This window comes from Pseudomonas sp. S2_E02 (genome assembly GCF_054668355.1).
This window is the reverse complement of the sequence record NZ_CP162761.1, coordinates 2,680,516-2,699,455: the sequence shown is the minus strand read 5'-3', so window position 1 is coordinate 2,699,455 and position 18,940 is coordinate 2,680,516. Positions and strand designations below refer to the sequence as shown.

Sequence of the window (18,940 nt, the reverse complement as noted above, 5' to 3'; positions counted from 1 at the left end):
TCCTTACCTGTTGTTGGTCTGCCCAGTGATCGGATTGGTGCCTGATCAGCGACGAACGGTCTAGGTTGCCTGCGCGGCTTTCAGACTGATCCGCCGCCAGAGCAAGCGGCCAAGGGTAATCAGCCAGTTGGCCAACGCGACGATCAAGACCGTCAAAAGCAGTGTGCTCATGCCGTGCTCAACGATGGTTTTCCCGGCCAATAGCGGGAAACCAAACACGCCGATGAAGTACGAAAGACTGAACAGCAACAAGGCCTGCGATGTAGTACCGGCCGGTGCTTCGTTGGCCGCCAGGCCGTTGATCACCGAATAGGTCAGGCCATAACCAACACCCAGCAGCACTGCCGCCAGCAGGTAAGTGAACCCGCCGTGCACGCCGAACGCGAACAGCACAATCGAACCCAGCATCAGCCCCGACAGCAGGCACGACGCGCGCAAAGGATCACGCTTGACGACATATCCGGCGATCAACATCCGACTGCTGATTGCCGCGCTCATGAAGCCGAGAAAAAATAACGAATAATCCAGCGAGCGGGCGGCGGCATAGCTGGTCTGAAAGCTCGACAATCCACCGAATACGCAACCGCCGAGACCAACCATGATGATCGGAAACAGCGCACGCGAGCCGAGCACTTGAGTGGTCGCTTGCCAGCTGATTTTTGCCGCTGTCGGGGTCTGCGTGCTTTTCAAACGAGCACCCAGCTGCCAGAACAGCAGCACCCCGATCAGGCTTGCCAGCGCCGCCAGATAAAACGCCGAGGTCACTGGCAAGCCCAGCGCACTCGCTGCCCGTCCGAGTAAAGGGCCGCTTCCGATCCCGGTCATCATGCTGCCCGACAGCAGCGCGAAGTACTTGGCGCGCTGCGCCGGGGTCACCAGACTGGCGACGATGATCGGCCCCAAGGTATAGAAAACGCCCCAGCCCAAACCCAGCAGCAAACCGAAAACCAATAACAGATGACCAAACCCTGGCGTCAGCGCAAAGCCCAGACTCGCTGCTACCAGCAACAGACCAAACAGGGCAATCGAACGCGCCGCACCGAGCCAGTCCGACAGATGCCCGGACACCAGCACTGCGACAAACGTACTGAGCATCGCCGCCGAAATCACGCTGCCGGCATCGTGCTCATTGCCGCCGCGAGAACTGATCAACAGTGACAATAAAAACGTCGAGCCGTAAGACAGCGACAGCAGATAACTGGCGAGGCAGAACAGGCCGAACAACTTGCCTGAAACCTTGGGTGTTACTTGCGACATGAAGTGAATCCTTAAGCGGAAAAATTCAGCGTCATCTGTTTAACACGTCAGGCAGGCGGCTTAGGTCTGAGCTTGGCGAAGTCAGGATCGCTGCACGCCGGAGTAATGCTCAAGCGAGGCCGATCTCTTCCTTGAACTGCTCCATGAATCCCTTCAGGCGCAGATGACGGACCTGCGCAAGACGCTGGCCGGCGACGGTCTGGAAACCGTCGGCGAGGTGCAGCAGTTTGGTCTGGAAATGATCGAGGCAAAAACGCGTGTCATCGTAATCGCGTTGTTTCGCTTCGGGATCCTGCGGGTCGTACAGCGCCGAACCCATGCGCCCCGCGATGTAGAAAGTGCGGGCGACGCCGAGCATGCCCAAAGAGTCGAGGCGGTCAGCGTCCTGGACTATTTTCGCTTCGAGGGTGAGCGGGGTGATGTTGGCGGAGAAACTGTGGGCTTCGATGGCGTGGGCGACGGCGGCGATTTTTTCTTCGGACCAGTTCAGATCGGCAAGCACTGACGAAGCTTTATCTGCCGCCAGCCGCGAAGCCTGCGAACGCAGTGGCGAGTTCTTCTCGACGGCGACGCAATCGTGCAAGAGCACGGCGGCCAACAACACCTCAAGATCGCCGCCTTCTTCTGCTTGCAGCGTACGCACGTTATGCCAGACCCGCTGCAGGTGAGCGAGGTCGTGAGCGCCGTCGTCTGATGGCTCGAGGGCGTGGGGCAACAGGGCTACTGCGAGTGCCTCTACGGGGGTAAAAAACGCTGGGTTCATGAGCATCCTTTCAGATTGTCGAAGTCCCTGTGGGAGCGAGCTTGCTCGCGAAGGCGTCCTTACAGTCACTTGCATTGTTGAATGACAGAATGCTTTCGCGAGCAGGCTCACTCCCACAGGGAACTGCAGTGTTTGCAACATTGCGCAGGGTAGTGTGTGTTTTGCCATGTGACGAGCGCCGCTCACCACCTTAGTATGGCGTTTTCCTTTTTCCGACAAGGCCCGTCCATGACGATCGAAATCCGCCCGGCGACCCCCAGCGATGCCCCGCAAATCCTCGCCTTCATCACTGAACTCGCCGATTTCGAAAAGGCCCGTCACGAAGTCATCGCCAGCGTTGCCGACATCGAACGCAGCCTGTTCAGCGAAGGCGCCACCGCCCACGGCCTGATCTGCCTACGCGATGGTTTGCCAATCGGTTTCGCGGTGTTCTTCTTCAGCTATTCGACCTGGCTCGGCAGCAACTGCCTGTACCTCGAAGACCTCTACATCACCCCCGAACAACGCGGCGGCGGTGCTGGCAAAACCTTGTTGCGTCACTTGGCGAAAATCGCCTGCGACAACGACTGCGGCCGCTTCGAATGGAGTGTTCTGGACTGGAACACGCCGGCCATCGAATTCTACAAATCCCTCGGCGCACAACCCCAGGAAGAGTGGGTGCGCTACCGCATGGATGGCCAGGTTCTGCGTGAGTTTGCCGAGGGCTGATCACAATGATGGCATTGCGGTGCTGATTCGATTGTCGCCAACGCTCTAGTCCGGCATTCTACGCGCCATTTTTGCGCGCTCACGGACGACACCTGCAATGCCTCTGGCACAATTTCTCCACGCCCGTGGAGCCATCGCTGCGTCAATGAGTGACCAGCGATGAGCGGACTACGGGCGTCAATGCGTCTGTATGGCCTGGTGAAAAACTCAGGCTCCACCGACAACCCCACGCGTCAACCGGTCGACATTCTGTGCATGACAAATCGTACGGGCGGCAGCGCCATTCGCGCGTTCGTGTCACGCCTTGATGCCGAGTTGATGACCCGCAGCGCCGGGCTCGCCGAGTACCGCGTGATACCGCTGCGCACCTTCGATCCGACGGCGTTTATCGACGCCCATCAAGGCTGGCTGATGCTGCACATTTGCTGTGGTTTCGTCGCCCCTGCCGGGCATTCGCTGCTCAAGGACGGCGGGTTGATGCCGATGGGCTGGTACGTCTATTCCGAGATCGGCCAGTGGACGGGCCAGCATCATCTCGACCTCGGCGCACAAATGGCCGAATTGCTGCAATCGACTTACGAGCGTAATCACCTGCGCAACTACAACGCCTGGCTCAACGAACTCGACGACGCCTCGCCGGCCGAACTGGCATGGCAGGTAGACGAAGCCTGGCAGCATCTGCAATTCGCTACACCCCCCGACAGCCGTGAACATTGCCACGCCCTGTTCGACCCCGTCGACAACCGCTGGCGCTTCGCCGCGACCGACATCGATATTCATCAGCCGCACCCGGAACCCCTGAAGCAAGGAGCTTTGAATTGAGTGGTAAACCCGCTGCACGCGTCACCGACCCGACCGCCTGCCCATTGCCAGGGCATGGCACCAACCCGATTGCCTCCGGCTCGCCGAACGTCTTCTTCGACGGCCTCGCCGCCGCGCGCATGACCGATAAATCGGCGTGTGGCAGTCCGATTACCGGAGCCGTTTCCGGCACCGTTTTTATCAACGGCTTGAATGCCGCCACGCTCGACAGTACCGGAGGCCACGGCAATGTCGTGGTGGGTGGCTCGGGGACGGTGATTATCGGCCAGAGTGGCGGAGGGGCAGCGTTTAGTGGGCTGTTGCCGATGCCGGTGCATTTTACGGACAGGTTGCAAGTGGTGAATGAAGCAACTGGCGAGCCGGTGCCCGATCATCCCTATGTGATTCAACGGGGCGATGGCAGCATGGAACACGGAATCACCAATGAGCAGGGCTTTACTCATATGGTCAGCTCGCATTTGGCCGAAACAATCAAACTGTTTGTAGAGTGATCGAAATGGAAGTCGCAAACCCTGCACTCAAAGATTGCAAAAACGAGGTGGTGAGTCACGAGTTGACTTGCAAAACCGATCAGACTGTAAAAACCGTGGCAATCAAAATCAAAAAAATCGTCGTGTTTTTCATTGGCGGGGCTGGAGACAAGGAGCCGTATTATCAAGATCAACCACCTCACGGTAACGTAACCAGTGCGCAGGTTTTATTGCCTAAAAAATTCAGCGACGCGCAAATTGGAAAAATAAAGTCGGTGTACCTTAGTTATAAGGATGTGCGCGGCAAGAAAGACATAGAAAAGTATGTGCTGAGTTATCTGAAAGGTGATAAATCAATTTATATAAGTATCGTCGGTCACAGTCTTGGAGGATGGAACGGCGCTCATCTGGCAGCCATACTCAAAGAACAGGGATTTACGGTGAAGTCCTTGGTCACGCTTGATCCTGTGGGCGGCGGACTGGGTGTCTGGCTGATTTCAGACATTTACGCCACCACCCCGAAGCCTGGTGCAGAGTACTGGATCAATATATTGGCTGCACCGGCGAAACCCAATCAGTCCGATGATGTCGCCGAGATGGGAGAACGCTGGGTTATGAGCTCGGGTCCTGATATCAATAAAGCGGTAGACACCAACCACGAAGATGCAGGCGTAATGTTCAAGGCGAGGATTCTTGGCGAACAGTCCGCATGTGATCTCATCGCTGAAAAAATGATCAAATACCTGGAGTCTTGACATGCGAGTGTTGCTTGCAGTTCTAGTTCTTTGTTTGTGTGCTTCGTGCGCAAAAAGAGTGCCATTACCAGAGACCGAAATTGAATTTGTTTCTGTTACCAAGCCTGGAGACAGTGCTCTTCTGGATGTTCGCTTCAGTTCAATGACTGATCTGTTGCGATTCTTCGAGATCAATGCCGGCCAACATCAGGTCGGCAATGCCTTGATCTGTTCATTGGATGAGAGTGGCTTCTTCGAAACAAAACAGGACCTGACCCGGTATCTCGAAGGGGAGGTCGTCGCGGTATTAAATGAATCTGCTGCGGGGCCATATGTGTATTCGGCTGAGGTCTCTGCGGTGCATACACCGGACGGTGGAACGCTGAGTACGTACTTCAATAAAAAACAACTGTTGATGGTATTGAGCGCGCGTCAGGTCGTGGCATGTAAGTTCAGGACAGCTGCCTACGCTTACGGTCCGTATTACTCAAAATCGATGAATATTCCTGCCAGTGTTTTCGTTCAGGCGATAGAGCATCAGTAGTGATATTGATAACGGTGAATCACGGATCTGTTCGAGGAGGGTGGGTAGATGTAATTATCCCAAAATATGGGATGCAAAATTACATATTGAGATTTACCGTCTGAGAGGTCTATAGTCCGTCGCACTCACTGCCAAAAACAAAACAGGTGAAGCGATGCTGGCGCAATTGATCGCGCTCGACTGGGGGACGACCTCATTACGTGCTTACAAACTCGCGGCGGGCGGCGTGGTGCTGGAGCAGCGCGCGCTGTCGTCCGGGATCATGCAGTTGCCCAAGACCCCGCGAATCATCAACGGTCGCGAATGCGCCGATGGTTTTGAACTGGCGTTCGACGAGGCGTGCGGCGACTGGCTCGATGCGCAGCCGGATCTGCCGGTGATTGCCTGCGGCATGGTTGGCAGCGCACAGGGCTGGCGTGAAGCGGCCTACTGCGAGACGCCGGCGAACGTCGCCAATCTCGGAAAATCCCTACAAACACTGATCAGTCTGCGCGGCACCGTGGTGCATATCGTGCCGGGCGTGATCCAACGTTCGCGTCTGCCGAATGTGATGCGCGGCGAAGAAACCCAGGTGCTTGGCGTGTTGCAGAATCTGCCGATTGAGGCGGGTGCTGATCTGTTGATCGGCCTGCCGGGCAGCCACTCGAAATGGGTGGATGTGGTCGATGGCTGCATCACTCACTTCGACACGTTTATGACCGGTGAAGTGTTCGCCGTGCTCAGTGAACACAGCATTCTCGGTCGTACCCTGAAGCAAGGTGCGACGTTCGATGCTTTGGCGTTTGACCGTGGTGTGCAGGTTGCGCAGTCGGTGGACGGCGAACTCGGCGTGCTGTCGACGTTGTTCAGTGCCCGTACCTTGGGCCTGACCGGCGAACTCAGCCCGACCGCGCAGGCGGATTATCTGTCCGGCCTGATGATCGGCCATGAGCTGGCGGCGCTCGCCACGGTTCAGCGACGTCGTCGCAACAACACGAATCTTCCTTCGATCATCCTCATCGGCAACGCGCAGCTCTGTGCGCGCTACAGCCGCGCCCTCGATGCCTGCGGTTTCGCCAACGTGACGCTGGCCGAGCAGGCCACCGAGCGTGGTCTGTGGCAACTGGCGCAGGCCGCCGGACTGATCGATTCCTCATCCCGTTAACCCTGACTGGAGGCCTGACATGCTCAAGCAAGCACTGGCGCAAAACGGTCTGATCGCGATCCTGCGGGGCCTGCATCCGCAGGAAGCCGCCGCTGTCGGAGAAGTCCTGTATGCGGCCGGATTTCGCGTCATCGAAGTACCGCTCAATTCCCCGTCGCCGTACGAAAGTATCCGCATCCTGCGTAAGGCCCTGCCCGCCGATTGCCTGATCGGTGCCGGCACGGTGTTGACCCCGGCACAGGTCGAGTTGGTGAAAGAAGCCGGCGGCCAAGTGATTGTCATGCCGCACAGTGACGCCAAGGTCTTGCGTGCGGCGAAAGCGGCGGGGCTGTTTCTGTCGCCGGGTGTCGCCACGCCGACCGAGGCCTTCGCGGCACTGGAGGAGGGCGCGGACATTCTCAAGATGTTTCCGGCAGAGCAGATGGGCCCGGCGGTCGTCAAAGCCTGGCTCGCAGTGTTGCCGACGGGAACAGTACTGGCGCCGGTCGGCGGCATCACCCCGGACAATATGCAGGCGTTTATCGATGCCGGTGTAAAAGGTTTCGGCCTCGGTTCCGGACTGTTCAAACCGGGCATGACGCCGGAGCAAGTGGCGCTGAACGCCAAGGCCTACGTGGCTGCGTGGAAGGCCCTTCGCTAAGACTTTTTGGCGCTGTGTGCGCTGCATCTATAAGAGCTGCATTTACAAAAAGAGAGCAGAGATGAAAATCACCAAACTCACCACCTTCATCGTCCCGCCGCGCTGGTGCTTCCTCAAGGTCGAAACCGACGAAGGCGTGACCGGTTGGGGCGAACCCGTGGTTGAAGGGCGCGCGCATACCGTCGCGGCTGCCGTTGAAGAATTGTCCGATTACCTGATCGGCAAAGACCCACGCAATATCGAAGATATCTGGACCGTGCTCTATCGCGGCGGTTTCTACCGTGGCGGCGCGATTCACATGAGTGCGCTGGCCGGTATCGATCAGGCGTTGTGGGACATCAAGGGCAAGGCGCTCGGGGTGTCGGTCAGCGATCTGCTCGGTGGCCAAGTGCGCGACAAGATTCGCGTGTATTCGTGGATCGGTGGCGACCGTCCGGCCGACACCGCGCGTGCGGCGAAAGAGGCGGTGAGCCGTGGTTTTACTGCGGTGAAAATGAACGGCACCGAAGAGCTGCAATTTCTCGACACCTTCGAAAAAGTCGATCTGGCGCTGGCCAACGTCGCCGCCGTGCGTGATGCGGTCGGGCCGAACGTTGGCATCGGCGTCGACTTCCATGGCCGCGTGCACAAGCCGATGGCCAAGGTGCTGATGAAGGAACTTGATCCGTACAAACTGATGTTTATCGAAGAACCGGTGCTCAGCGAAAACTACGAAGCGCTGAAAGAGCTCGCGCCGTTGACCAGCACGCCGATTGCTCTGGGTGAGCGGCTGTTTTCGCGTTGGGACTTTAAACGCGTGTTGAGCGAAGGTTACGTCGACATCATCCAGCCGGATGCCTCCCACGCGGGCGGCATCACCGAAACCCGCAAGATCGCCAACATGGCCGAGGCCTACGATGTGGCACTGGCGCTGCACTGCCCGTTGGGGCCGATTGCGCTGGCGGCGTGTTTGCAATTGGACGCGGCTTGTTACAACGCGTTTATCCAGGAGCAAAGCCTGGGCATCCATTACAACGAGAGCAACGATTTGCTCGACTACGTGAAGGATCCACGGGTGTTCGATTACGACAAAGGTTTCGTGAAGATTCCGAACGGCCCGGGGTTGGGCATTGAGATCAACGAAGAATATGTGATTGAGCGCGCAGCGGTCGGGCATCGCTGGCGCAACCCGATCTGGCGTCATGCCGATGGCAGTTTTGCCGAATGGTGAGTCGTCCCTGACACACCCGATGAGATCGTTCCCACGCTCTGCGTGGGAATGCCTCAATGGACGCTCTGCGTGCGCTTTTGGGACGCGGAGCGTCCCCGGCTGCATTCCCACGCGGAGCGTGGGAACGATCAGGCCTCAGGCCGACCTCAATAAACATAAAAAGAGGCTCTCCCCATGCAACCGCAAACCCTCACCGGGCAGGCGTCTTTAGTCACGCCTAGCCGCAAGCGGTTTTTCATCATGGTGTTGCTGTTTATCACCGTGGTCATCAACTACCTCGACCGCAGCAACCTGTCGATTGCCGCACCGGCGCTGACCAGTGAGCTGGGCATCGACCCGATTCACGTCGGTCTGATCTTTTCCGCATTCGGCTGGACCTACGCCGCCATGCAGATCCCTGGCGGCTGGCTGGTCGATCGCGTGCCGCCGCGCATTCTTTACAGCGTTGCGCTGCTGTTGTGGTCGATTGCCACGGTGATGCTCGGTTTCGCGGCCAGCTTCATTGCGCTGTTCGTGTTGCGCATGGCGGTCGGTGCGCTGGAAGCGCCGGCTTATCCGATCAACAGTCGCGTGGTCACCACTTGGTTCCCCGAGCGTGAGCGCGCCACGGCCATCGGCTTCTACACCTCCGGACAATTTGTCGGCCTGGCATTTCTCACTCCGGTACTCGCTTGGCTGCAACATGAGTTCGGCTGGCACATGGTGTTCGTCGCCACCGGCGCCGTCGGCATTATCTGGGCGGCAATCTGGTACGCGGTGTATCGCGAGCCACGGGATTTCAAAGGCGCCAATGAAGCCGAAATCGACTTGATCCGCGAGGGCGGTGGTCTGGTCGATATTCAGCAAGAGTCCGCCAAGGTCAAAGCCAAATTCAGCTGGACCGATTTGGGCATCGTCCTGACCAAGCGCAAATTGTGGGGCATCTACCTCGGCCAGTTTTGCCTGAACTCGACGCTGTGGTTTTTCCTGACGTGGTTCCCGACCTATCTGGTGAAATATCGCGGCATGGACTTCATCAAGTCCGGCCTGCTGGCATCGCTGCCGTTTCTCGCTGCGTTCATTGGCGTGCTGTGCTCGGGATTCTTTTCCGACTTGCTGATCCGTCGCGGCTGCACGGTTGGTTTTGCGCGCAAGCTGCCGATCATTGGCGGGCTGCTGATTTCCACTTCGATCATTGGTGCCAATTTTGTTGAATCGACGCCGCTGGTGATTGCCTTTCTGGCGTTGGCATTTTTCGGCAACGGTCTGGCCTCGATCACCTGGTCGCTGGTGTCGACGCTGGCGCCGGCACGGTTGCTCGGGCTGACCGGCGGGGTGTTCAACTTCATCGGCAACCTGTCGGCGATCGCCACGCCGATCGTGATTGGCTTCCTTGCCAGCGGCGATTCGTTCGCGCCGGCGATCACCTACATCGCGGTGCTCGCCTTGGTCGGTGCGTTGTCCTATGTGCTGCTGGTCGGCAAGGTCGAGCGTATCGAGTTGTAGTGGTCTGCGTCGGGCGACCATAATGCCGCCCGTTCCCTCGCTCAACGGTAAAAGGCTGGATATGCAGGAAGACGCCCCGGAAAAAACCAAGGACGCCGCGCCCACCGGCACCCAGACGCTGTTGCGTGGCTTGGGTGTGGTGCAAGCGGTGGCCAGTGGCGCCCGCGATCTCAAGGAGATTGCCCGGCTGATCGGTACCACGCGCAGCACCACCCATCGTCTGGCCAGTTGCCTGGTGGATGAGCGCTATCTGCGCGTGGTGCCGCAAATCGGTTACCTGCTCGGACCGAAGCTGATCGAACTGGGTTTCCAGGCGCGTGAGGAGTTGCCGCTGGTGACCCTGGCCGGGCCGTATCTGGACGAGTTGTCGGCGCTGACTGGTGACACCGTGCACTTGGGCATTCGCGAAGGCGATGAAGTGTTGTATCTGCTGAAAAATCCGGGGCGCAACGGCCCGGAAATGCGTTCGCGGGTCGGCCATCGCATGCCGCTGGCGCGCACCGGTATCGGCAAGGCGTTAATGCTCGATGACTCGCCGAAAGATTGGCAGCGTCTCTACGACATCAGTCTGCCGGCAGGTGGGAAGAGTCAGTTCTGGCCGCAGCATCCTCAGCAGTCGTGGGAGCAGCTTGAGCAGCGCATGACCGAGTACGTCGCCGGTGGCTACGCATTCGATCTGGAAGACAACGAACCGTCGATCCGCTGCGTGGCGGCGCCGATTCGTGATGCGAGTAAGGGCATCGTGGCGGCGATCAGTATCGCCAGCACCGTGCCGTACATGCCGCTGGAAAAAATGGCCGAGCTGATTCCCCTGATCAAAGGGGTCACAGCCCGGCTCTCGGCGGAACTCGGTCTGAAGATTTAAACCTTGAGCGTTGCCATGTCGATCACGAAGCGGTACTTCACGTCACCGGCAATCATCCGGGCGTAAGCCTCGTTGATCTGGCGGATGTCGAGCATTTCGATGTCGCAAGTAATGTTGTGTTCGGCGCAGAAATCCAGCACTTCCTGGGTTTCTGCGACGCCACCGATCAACGAGCCGGCCAGCACGCGACGGCTCATCACCAGTTTGCCTGCGTGTACCGGTGGATCAATCGGTTCGATCAGGCCGACCAGAATGTGCACGCCGTCGAACCGCAGGGTGTCGAGGTACGGGTTGAGGTCGTGCTGCACCGGAATGGTGTCGAGCAGGAAGTCGAAGTAACCGGCAGCGGCTTTCATTTGCTCGGCGTCGGTGGAAACGATTACGTGATCGGCGCCCTGACGACGACCTTCTTCAGCCTTGCTCGCCGAGCGGGTGAACAGCGTGACTTCGGCGCCCATGGCCTTTGCGAACTTGATGCCCATGTGGCCCAGACCGCCCATGCCGAGAATCCCGACCTTGTCGCCCGCTTTTACACCGTAGTGCTTGAGCGGCGAGTAGGTGGTGATGCCGGCACAGAGAATCGGCGCGGCGCTGGCGAGTGCCAGTTTCTCCGGGATGCGCACGACGAAGTGTTCGCTGACGACGATGCTGTCCGAATAACCGCCCATGGTGTTGCTGCCGTCGACCCGGTCCGGGGTGGCATAGGTCATGGTCGGACCTTCGAGGCAATATTGCTCAAGGTTCGACTGGCAGGCTTCACAGGTGCGGCACGAGTCGACCATGCAGCCGACGCCGACCAGATCGCCTACTTTGTGTCGGGTGACGTTCGCACCAACGGCGGTGACTTTGCCGACGATCTCGTGGCCGGGCATCAACGGGTAAACGGCGATACCCCATTCGTTGCGCGCCTGGTGGATGTCGGAGTGGCAGACGCCGCAATAGAGGATCTCGATCGCTACGTCGTCGGCGCGAGGGCTGCGGCGTTCGAATTTCATCGGGGCGAGGGGGGTGGTGGCCGATTGGGCGGCATAACCGATGGCGGTGTACATGTGAAACCTCGCAAAAGCAGGAACAAGTGAGGCGGCGCATTCTGGGCGCCAACTGTCGGTCCGGCCATGACGATTCCTCCGGGTCTCATGCCTAATCCTCCGGCATGCGGGTTTGATCGGTCGCATTGGCAAAAGGATCTGCGATGATGCTTTCATCCCTTATTTTCGTGATTTTTTGTGAAGAGCAATTCGATGCAGTTGACCCGTCATCTTGATGCCAATGCCCGGCTGGTTTCGCTTATTGAACCGCTGGCGCTGCGCGATGGTTACAGCCAGACCGGGCTGCCGGGTGTGCAGGTGTTGCGTGCCAGTTGCGACGTTGCCCGTGGCCCGCACATTTACGAACCGAGCCTGATGATCATCGCCCAGGGCAGCAAACTGGCGTTTCTCGGGCCGCGCACCATGGAGTACGGCGCCGGGCATTATCTGATTCAGGCGCTGCCGGTGCCGTTCGAATGCGAGACGTTTGCCTTGCCGGATGCGCCGTTGCTCGGTGTTTCGGTGGCGATCGACCGGGTCTTGCTCGGTGAGCTGGTGCTGGCCATGGGGCTGGCGCCGGGCCGGCATATCCCGGCGCAGACGCCGGAGTCGATGACCTCGGTGGTGCTCGACGCTGCCATGCGCGGTTGCGTCGAGCGCTTGCTCAGTTGCCTGCACGATCCGCTGGAATGTCAGATTCTCGGGCCGGCGCGGGTAAGGGAGTTGTTGTTTGTCGCGTTGCGTGGGCCGCAGGCGGATGTGTTGCGGGCATTGGTCGAGCAGCAAGGGCAATTCGCGCGGGTGGCGGCGTCGATCAGTCATCTGCATGCGCATTACACCGAGCCGTTGAACGTTGAAACGCTGGCCGGTTGCGCGAACATGAGCGTGTCGACCTTTCATGAGCATTTCAAACGCAGCACGTTGTTGTCGCCGGTGCAGTATCTGAAGCGCCTGCGGTTACTGAAGGCGCAGACGTTGTTGGTCGCCGAAGGCCTGGGTGTGGCGCAGGTGGCGCATCGGGTGGGGTATCAGAGTACTTCGCAATTCAGCCGCGAGTACAAGCGTTACTTTGAGCATAGTCCGGGTGACGAGCGCGCTGCCTGATTAGACGATAATCCCCTGTGGGAGCGAGCCTGCTCGCGAATGCGGTGCATCAGTCGACATCATTTTTATATGACACACCGCTTTCGCGAGCAGGCTCGCTCCCACAGTTGTTTTGTGGTGTCAGAGGAATTTTGGGCAACAAAAAGGCCCCCGATTCGGGAGCCTTGATGTTCAGCGGTTCGACTTACATATTTGGGTAAGTCGGGCCGCCAGCGCCTTCCGGCGTGACCCAGGTGATGTTCTGCGAAGGGTCCTTGATGTCACAGGTCTTGCAGTGCACGCAGTTCTGCGCGTTGATCTGGAAGCGCTTCTCGCCGTCTTCCTTGGTGATCACTTCGTACACACCGGCCGGGCAGTAGCGCTGCGCCGGTTCGTCGTACAGCGGCAGGTTCTTGCTGATCGGGATGCTCGGGTCGGTCAGCTTCAGGTGGCACGGCTGCTCTTCTTCGTGGTTGGTACCGGAGATGAACACCGAGCTCAGTTTGTCGAAGCTGAGTTTGCCGTCGGGTTTCGGGTAGTCGATCTTTTTGCAGTCGGCGGCGAGCTTGAGGCAGGCGTAGTCCGGCTTGGTGTCGTGCAGGGTGAACGGCAGTTTGCCGCCGAAGATGTTCTGGTCCAGCCAGTTGAAACCGCCGCCAACGATGGCGCCGAACTTGTGGATCGCCGGGCCGAAGTTACGGCTGGCGAACAGTTCGTCGTAAAGCCAGCTCTTCTTGAACGCGTCGACGTAAGTGGTCAGCTCTTCAGTGCCGTCCTTTTCCGCGAACAGCGCGTCAGCCACGGATTCTGCGGCGAGCATGCCGGACTTCATCGCGGTGTGGCTGCCCTTGATCTTGGCGAAGTTCAGGGTGCCGAGGTCGCAGCCGATCAACGCGCCGCCCTTGAAGACCATTTTCGGCAGCGAGTTCAGGCCACCTTTGCAGATCGCGCGCGCGCCGTAGCTGATGCGCTTGCCGCCTTCCAGGTACTGCGCCAGCACCGGGTGATGCTTGAGGCGCTGGAACTCGTCGAACGGCGACAGGTAAGTGTTGCTGTAGGACAGGTCAACGATCAGACCAACCACCACCTGGTTGTTTTCCAGGTGATAGAGGAACGAGCCACCGGTGTTTTCGGTGCCCATGATGTCCAGCGGCCAACCGGCGGTATGCACCACCAGGCCTGGTTGATGTTTGGCCGGGTCGATTTCCCAGATTTCTTTCAGGCCGATGCCGTAGTGCTGGGCGTCGGCATCGCTGTCGAGGTTGTAGCGCTTGATCAGTTGCTTGCCGATGTGGCCACGGCAGCCTTCGGCGAACAGCGTGTACTTGCCACGCAGTTCCATGCCCGGGGTGTACAAGCCTTCTTTCGGGTTGCCTTCGCGGTCGACGCCCAGATCACCAGTGATGATCCCGCGCACTACGCCTTGTTCGTCGATCAGTGCTTCCTGAGCGGCGAAACCCGGGTAGATTTCCACGCCGAGGTTCTCAGCCTGCTGGGCGAGCCAGCGGCACAGGTTGCCGAGGGAAATAATGTAGTTGCCTTCGTTGTGCATGGTCTTGGGCACAAAGAAGTCCGGAATTTTTTGCGCGTTTTCGGCGTTTTTCAGCACGAAAATATCGTCGCGGGTCACTGGCGTGTTCAGCGGTGCGCCGAGTTCTTTCCAGTCCGGGAACAGTTCGTTCAGAGCGCGTGGTTCGAATACGGCACCGGACAGGATGTGTGCGCCGACTTCGGAGCCTTTTTCGACCACGCAGACGCTGATTTCCTTACCGGCTTCGGCGGCCTTCTGCTTCAGACGGCAGGCGGCGGACAGGCCAGCGGGGCCGGCACCGACGATGACCACGTCGAATTCCATGTATTCGCGTTCCACAGGCTATCTCCTACTCAAGGCTCAACAGTTTTTTTTCTAATTTGGAGGTTTGATGTCGCATCCGCTATTCCTTTACGTTAACGTCAAGGGGAATATTGGAGACCGACCTTTCTCTCTAGGCGGCGCATTATATCTACACCACTCCGAGCGTCCAATACAAACGTTTGTTTGAATCGGCTCCAGCCCAGAGAAATCAAAGAAGCGCGGCTTATGAATGGTCATTTTGCTGTATTGACCGGAATAGGCGTTCCGGTCAAGATACGGGCGGTTTTGCGCTCGTCGTAGGCAGACTGGCGGTTTCAAGAGCACGTCTAAAGACAGGGCACAGGCAGTAGAAGGTGATGCGCAGCGCAGTCCGGCGCGCAGTTTACACAGCGTGAAGATCAATGACTCGTCGGTCACCCCTGACGAACGGTCGCAGGTCCTCACACTGTGCAGCCACCAGACACCCAAGTCGGCGTTTTTAGAGGTGCCCTTTAGCCTGATGAGCATCAACCGCCAGGTTCGCCTAGGCGACTTTCTTTTCACCGGAGAGTAACGAGGAATCCATGAAGGTTCTTGTAGCTGTCAAACGCGTTGTGGATTACAACGTCAAGGTTCGCGTCAAGGCGGACAATTCCGGCGTCGATCTCGCCAACGTCAAGATGTCGATGAACCCGTTCTGCGAAATCGCAGTGGAAGAAGCCGTACGCCTGAAAGAGAAAGGTGTTGCGACTGAAATCGTCGTCGTCTCCATCGGCCCGACCACCGCTCAGGAGCAACTGCGTACCGCACTGGCTCTGGGTGCCGACCGTGCCATCCTCGTCGAATCCGCTGAAGATCTGACCTCGCTCGCCGTGGCCAAGCTGCTCAAGGCTGTGGTCGACAAGGAACAGCCGCAACTGGTTATCCTCGGCAAACAGGCGATCGATAGCGACAACAACCAGACCGGCCAGATGCTTGCTGCACTGAGCGGCTACGGTCAGGGCACGTTCGCCTCGAAAGTCGAAGTCTCCGGCGACAGCGTTGCCGTGACCCGTGAAATCGACGGCGGCGCGCAGACGGTTTCCCTGAAACTGCCGGCAATCGTCACTACCGACCTGCGTTTGAACGAGCCGCGCTACGCGTCCCTGCCAAACATCATGAAAGCCAAGAAGAAGCCTCTCGAAGTGCTGACTCCGGACGCTTTGGGCGTTTCCACCGCCTCCACCAACAAGACCCTGAAAGTCGAAGCGCCGGCTGCACGCAGCGCGGGCATCAAGGTTAAGTCGGTAGCTGAATTGGTCGAGAAACTGAAAAACGAAGCGAAGGTAATCTAAATGACTATCTTGGTTATTGCTGAACACGACAACAAAGTGCTGGCCCCGGCCACACTGAACACCGTGGCTGCTGCGGTCAAAATCGGCGGCGACGTCCACGTTCTGGTTGCAGGTCAAGGCGCTGGCGCCGTGGCTGAAGCCGCAGCGAAAATCGCTGGCGTGAGCAAAGTCCTGAATGCTGACAACGCGGCTTACGCGCATCAGCTGCCGGAAAACGTTGCTCCGTTGGTAGCTGAGCTGGGCGCTGGTTACAGCCACATCCTGGCTGCCGCCACCTCCAACGGCAAAAACATCCTGCCGCGCGTTGCTGCGCAGCTGGACGTTGACCAGATCTCCGAGATCATCTCGGTCGAAAGCGCTGACACGTTCAAACGTCCGATCTACGCCGGTAACGCTATCGCTACCGTGCAGTCGACCGCTGCGATCAAAGTGATCACCGTGCGTGCCACCGGTTTCGACCCGGTTGCCGCTGAAGGTGGTTCGGCTGCCGTTGAAGCTGTTGCTGCTGCGCACAACGCCGGCACTTCCAGCTTCGTCAACGAAGAACTGGCCAAGTCCGATCGTCCTGAGCTGACCGCTGCCAAGATCGTCGTTTCCGGCGGCCGCGGCATGCAGAACGGCGACAACTTCAAGCATCTGTACGCTCTGGCCGACAAGCTGGGCGCTGCGGTGGGGGCTTCGCGCGCCGCCGTCGACGCAGGTTTCGTACCGAACGACATGCAGGTCGGTCAGACCGGCAAGATCGTTGCGCCACAGCTGTACATTGCCGTCGGTATCTCCGGCGCGATCCAGCACTTGGCCGGTATGAAAGACTCCAAAGTGATCGTTGCGATCAACAAGGACGAAGAAGCGCCGATCTTCCAGGTGGCCGATTACGGTCTCGTGGCGGATCTGTTCGAAGCCGTCCCTGAGCTGGAGAAGCTGGTCTAATCCAGCGGCTTCACTTATAAAGAGCCCGACCTTTTGGTCGGGCTTTTTTTTGTCTCGGATTTGAGTGGGAGCGTTTTGCCATGGATCTGCGTTGCGGATGGTTGTTGGGGTTGGCCCTGTTGCCGGGGTTGGCGATGGCCGCGGGCAAATGCGAGCGCCTCGTCGTCACCGGTAGCCCGGATGCGCCGCCGTACCTGTGGCAGGACCCGCAGAATCCCAAGCAGTTGATCGGTGCCAGCGCTGATCTGCTGCAACAAGTCGCCAAAGACCTCGGCATCAAAGTCGAATTGCTCTACGCCGGCAAACGTTCGCAAGCCCTCGATGAAGTGCGCAGCGGGCGCATGGACATGCTCGCCGACGCGCCGCTGACCCTCAATGAGCTGGAAAACCTCGACTACATCCATCCGCCGTTGCTGGAAAACGACTATCTGGTGTGGACCCGCAAAGGCTCGACGCTGGTCTACAGCGAGGCCAAAGACCTGCACGGTCACGTCGGTGCGTTGTCGGAAAAGTCTCGTATGACCCAGGCATTTGGCACTTTCGCCGAGCAGAATCTGACCCTGACCCGGACAGCCAACCTCACTCAGGCGCTACAGAAATTGCTCTTGGGCGAAGTGGAATATGTACTCGCCGGCCGCTACTCGGGCATGGCCGCCGCGCAGGCATTGGGTATGGCCAATGACCTGTTGGTGTTCGAGCAACCGGTCGACCGGCCGGGGCTGTTCCTCGCAGTTTCGCATAACTCGGCATGCAACGATCCGTGGTTGCGCGGACAGTTGGCCAAAAAGATGACAGAATTGCCCGCGTCCGGACTGACGGAAGCCGCGCTGCAACGCAATATCGAGCGCTGGAAGGCGCAGCAGCAACAGCCGCCACAACCCGTCAGTGCCCCAAAACAGTAGGGATTCTTAGTGAGTATTCGACCTTTTTTCGCGGCTGTGGCCGTTCTGGCCCTGGCCGGTTGCGCGACCGATCCGGCACCCAATGAACAAATGCGCCTGACCGAGCAAGCCATCACCCAGGCCAAGGCTGTTGGCGCCACCGCCGATGAAGTGCCGGAAATGAAACTGGCCGAAACCAAGTACAACCGCGCCAAAGGCAACATGGCTGACCAGTCCTATCGGAACGCGCGTATGCGTTCGGAACAGGCTGAACTGGATGCACGTCTGGCCGAAGCCAAAGTGCTGACGCAAAAAAGTCAAGAACAGGTGAATGTGCTTAACACCCGCATCGTCCGTCTGCGCAAGCAACTGGGAGATGCCCAATGAGCCTCAAATCGAAAGTTGTCGGCGGCCTGATCCTCGCCGGTTGCGTCAGCCTGTACGGCTGCGCCGGTCAACACAGCGAATCCGCTCTGCAAGAAGCCAGCGCCGACTTCCAGAAGGTCAAGGAAGACTCCAACGTGCTGCGCATCGCGCCGAAAGATGTGATCCGCGCCGGTGAGTCGCTGGCCCGTGCCGATCGCCTGTCGACCTATTGGGGCAGCGGTTCCGATGTTGTGCACTACGCCTACCTGAGCCAGCGTTACAGCGAAATTGCCCGCGAGCACACCAATCAGGTGCTCAACGAAGAGCGCGCGGCCAAGCTCGAACTGGATCGCCAGCGCTTGCAACTGGCCCTGCGTGAATCCAAGTTGCTCAGCGTGCAGCAGCAGGGTAAATGGCTCGAGGAACAGATCGTTGCACTGGCCACCACGCAGACCGACCGTGGTCTGGTGATGACCCTCGGCGATGTACTGTTCGACACCGGTGAAGCAGAGCTGAAAAACTCGGCCAACCGTGTTGTGCTGAAAATCGTCCAGTTCCTGCAACTGAACCCCAAACGTGTAGTGCGCATCGAGGGCTACACCGACAGCACCGGCGGCAAACAGGAGAACCTCAAGCTGTCCCGTGACCGCGCACAATCGGTGGCGGACGTGCTGATGGACCTGGGCATCGACGACAAACGCATTCAGGTCGAAGGCTACGGCGACGAATACCCGGTGGACGCCAACGCTTCCGAGCGTGGGCGGGCACAGAATCGTCGGGTTGAAATTGTCTTCTCCGATGAAAAAGGCCAGCTCGGCGCCGCCCGTTAAGGGTTGCGTCTC

At 58.8% G+C, this 18,940-nt stretch carries 20 protein-coding genes; 16 read left to right on the top strand and 4 right to left on the bottom strand.

Going from position 1 to position 18,940, the window contains the following annotated elements:
- Positions 1-60: 60 nt before the first annotated feature.
- Positions 61-1,257, bottom strand: a complete 1,197-nt coding sequence (locus AB4O01_RS11995; protein ID WP_460091885.1) for an MFS transporter — start codon at positions 1,255-1,257, stop codon at positions 61-63.
- A gap of 109 nt (positions 1,258-1,366) precedes the next feature.
- The gene (locus tag AB4O01_RS11990; protein ID WP_460091884.1) at positions 1,367-2,020 is read right to left on the bottom strand and encodes an HD domain-containing protein; all 654 of its coding nucleotides are present in this window, start codon (positions 2,018-2,020) and stop codon (positions 1,367-1,369) included.
- Between the two features lie 228 nt (positions 2,021-2,248).
- On the opposite strand from AB4O01_RS11990, the gene AB4O01_RS11985 reads away from it, so the two are divergent.
- From AB4O01_RS11985 to AB4O01_RS11940, 10 genes are all read left to right on the top strand, one after another.
- Entirely contained in the window at positions 2,249-2,728 is a 480-nt protein-coding gene (locus tag AB4O01_RS11985; protein WP_093435380.1) for a GNAT family N-acetyltransferase, read from the top strand.
- A 159-nt stretch (positions 2,729-2,887) separates the two neighbouring features.
- Positions 2,888-3,550 carry a hypothetical protein gene (locus AB4O01_RS11980; RefSeq protein WP_460091882.1) on the top strand — a complete coding sequence of 221 codons (663 nt, stop codon included), beginning with the start codon at positions 2,888-2,890 and terminating at the stop codon, positions 3,548-3,550.
- On the top strand, positions 3,547-4,041 hold the full coding sequence (locus AB4O01_RS11975) for a PAAR domain-containing protein (RefSeq protein ID WP_093435374.1): 495 nt from the start codon (positions 3,547-3,549) through the stop codon (positions 4,039-4,041). Before AB4O01_RS11980 ends, AB4O01_RS11975 begins: the two co-directional genes overlap by 4 nt.
- 5 nt (positions 4,042-4,046) lie before the next feature.
- A complete protein-coding gene (locus AB4O01_RS11970) occupies positions 4,047-4,775 on the top strand; it encodes an alpha/beta hydrolase family protein (protein WP_186620494.1) in 729 nt (242 codons plus the stop codon).
- A gap of 1 nt (position 4,776) precedes the next feature.
- On the top strand, positions 4,777-5,298 hold the full coding sequence (locus tag AB4O01_RS11965; RefSeq protein WP_460091881.1) for a hypothetical protein: 522 nt from the start codon (positions 4,777-4,779) through the stop codon (positions 5,296-5,298).
- A 154-nt stretch (positions 5,299-5,452) separates the two neighbouring features.
- Complete coding sequence (locus AB4O01_RS11960; RefSeq protein WP_460091879.1) at positions 5,453-6,442, top strand: 2-dehydro-3-deoxygalactonokinase; 990 nt, start codon at positions 5,453-5,455, stop codon at positions 6,440-6,442.
- 19 nt (positions 6,443-6,461) lie between these two features.
- Positions 6,462-7,082 (top strand): 2-dehydro-3-deoxy-6-phosphogalactonate aldolase, encoded by a 621-nt coding sequence (locus tag AB4O01_RS11955; RefSeq protein ID WP_460091878.1) that lies wholly within the window; start codon positions 6,462-6,464, stop codon positions 7,080-7,082.
- Between the two features lie 61 nt (positions 7,083-7,143).
- Positions 7,144-8,292: a galactonate dehydratase gene (gene dgoD, locus AB4O01_RS11950; protein ID WP_007908327.1), complete on the top strand. Its 1,149-nt coding sequence runs from the start codon at positions 7,144-7,146 to the stop codon at positions 8,290-8,292.
- A gap of 174 nt (positions 8,293-8,466) precedes the next feature.
- Entirely contained in the window at positions 8,467-9,777 is a 1,311-nt protein-coding gene (locus tag AB4O01_RS11945) for an MFS transporter (RefSeq protein WP_093435366.1), read from the top strand.
- Positions 9,778-9,838: 61 nt separating this feature from the next.
- On the top strand, positions 9,839-10,642 hold the full coding sequence (locus tag AB4O01_RS11940) for an IclR family transcriptional regulator (protein ID WP_093435365.1): 804 nt from the start codon (positions 9,839-9,841) through the stop codon (positions 10,640-10,642).
- On the opposite strand, the gene AB4O01_RS11935 is transcribed toward AB4O01_RS11940, so the two are convergent.
- Entirely contained in the window at positions 10,639-11,691 is a 1,053-nt protein-coding gene (locus tag AB4O01_RS11935; protein WP_093435364.1) for an NAD(P)-dependent alcohol dehydrogenase, read from the bottom strand. The two genes, AB4O01_RS11940 and AB4O01_RS11935, sit on opposite strands and share 4 nt — an antisense overlap.
- Before the next feature lie 192 nt (positions 11,692-11,883).
- On the opposite strand from AB4O01_RS11935, the gene AB4O01_RS11930 reads away from it, so the two are divergent.
- Positions 11,884-12,774 carry an AraC family transcriptional regulator gene (locus AB4O01_RS11930; RefSeq protein ID WP_460091875.1) on the top strand — a complete coding sequence of 297 codons (891 nt, stop codon included), beginning with the start codon at positions 11,884-11,886 and terminating at the stop codon, positions 12,772-12,774.
- A 184-nt stretch (positions 12,775-12,958) separates the two neighbouring features.
- Here AB4O01_RS11930 and AB4O01_RS11925 read toward each other — a convergent pair whose 3' ends face one another.
- Positions 12,959-14,623, bottom strand: coding sequence for an electron transfer flavoprotein-ubiquinone oxidoreductase (locus tag AB4O01_RS11925; protein ID WP_016985998.1), 1,665 nt, complete (start codon positions 14,621-14,623; stop codon positions 12,959-12,961).
- 548 nt (positions 14,624-15,171) lie between these two features.
- Here AB4O01_RS11925 and AB4O01_RS11920 point away from each other — a divergent pair.
- From AB4O01_RS11920 to AB4O01_RS11900, 5 genes are all read left to right on the top strand, one after another.
- On the top strand, positions 15,172-15,921 hold the full coding sequence (locus tag AB4O01_RS11920; protein WP_007908338.1) for an electron transfer flavoprotein subunit beta/FixA family protein: 750 nt from the start codon (positions 15,172-15,174) through the stop codon (positions 15,919-15,921).
- Positions 15,922-16,851: an electron transfer flavoprotein subunit alpha/FixB family protein gene (locus AB4O01_RS11915; RefSeq protein ID WP_093435361.1), complete on the top strand. Its 930-nt coding sequence runs from the start codon at positions 15,922-15,924 to the stop codon at positions 16,849-16,851.
- An 80-nt stretch (positions 16,852-16,931) separates the two neighbouring features.
- Entirely contained in the window at positions 16,932-17,753 is an 822-nt protein-coding gene (locus AB4O01_RS11910; RefSeq protein ID WP_095048587.1) for a substrate-binding periplasmic protein, read from the top strand.
- Between the two features lie 9 nt (positions 17,754-17,762).
- Positions 17,763-18,119, top strand: a complete 357-nt coding sequence (locus tag AB4O01_RS11905) for a DUF4398 domain-containing protein (RefSeq protein WP_460091873.1) — start codon at positions 17,763-17,765, stop codon at positions 18,117-18,119.
- The gene (locus AB4O01_RS11900) at positions 18,116-18,928 is read left to right on the top strand and encodes an OmpA family protein (protein WP_093435353.1); all 813 of its coding nucleotides are present in this window, start codon (positions 18,116-18,118) and stop codon (positions 18,926-18,928) included. Before AB4O01_RS11905 ends, AB4O01_RS11900 begins: the two co-directional genes overlap by 4 nt.
- The last annotated feature ends 12 nt before the right edge of the window (positions 18,929-18,940 follow it).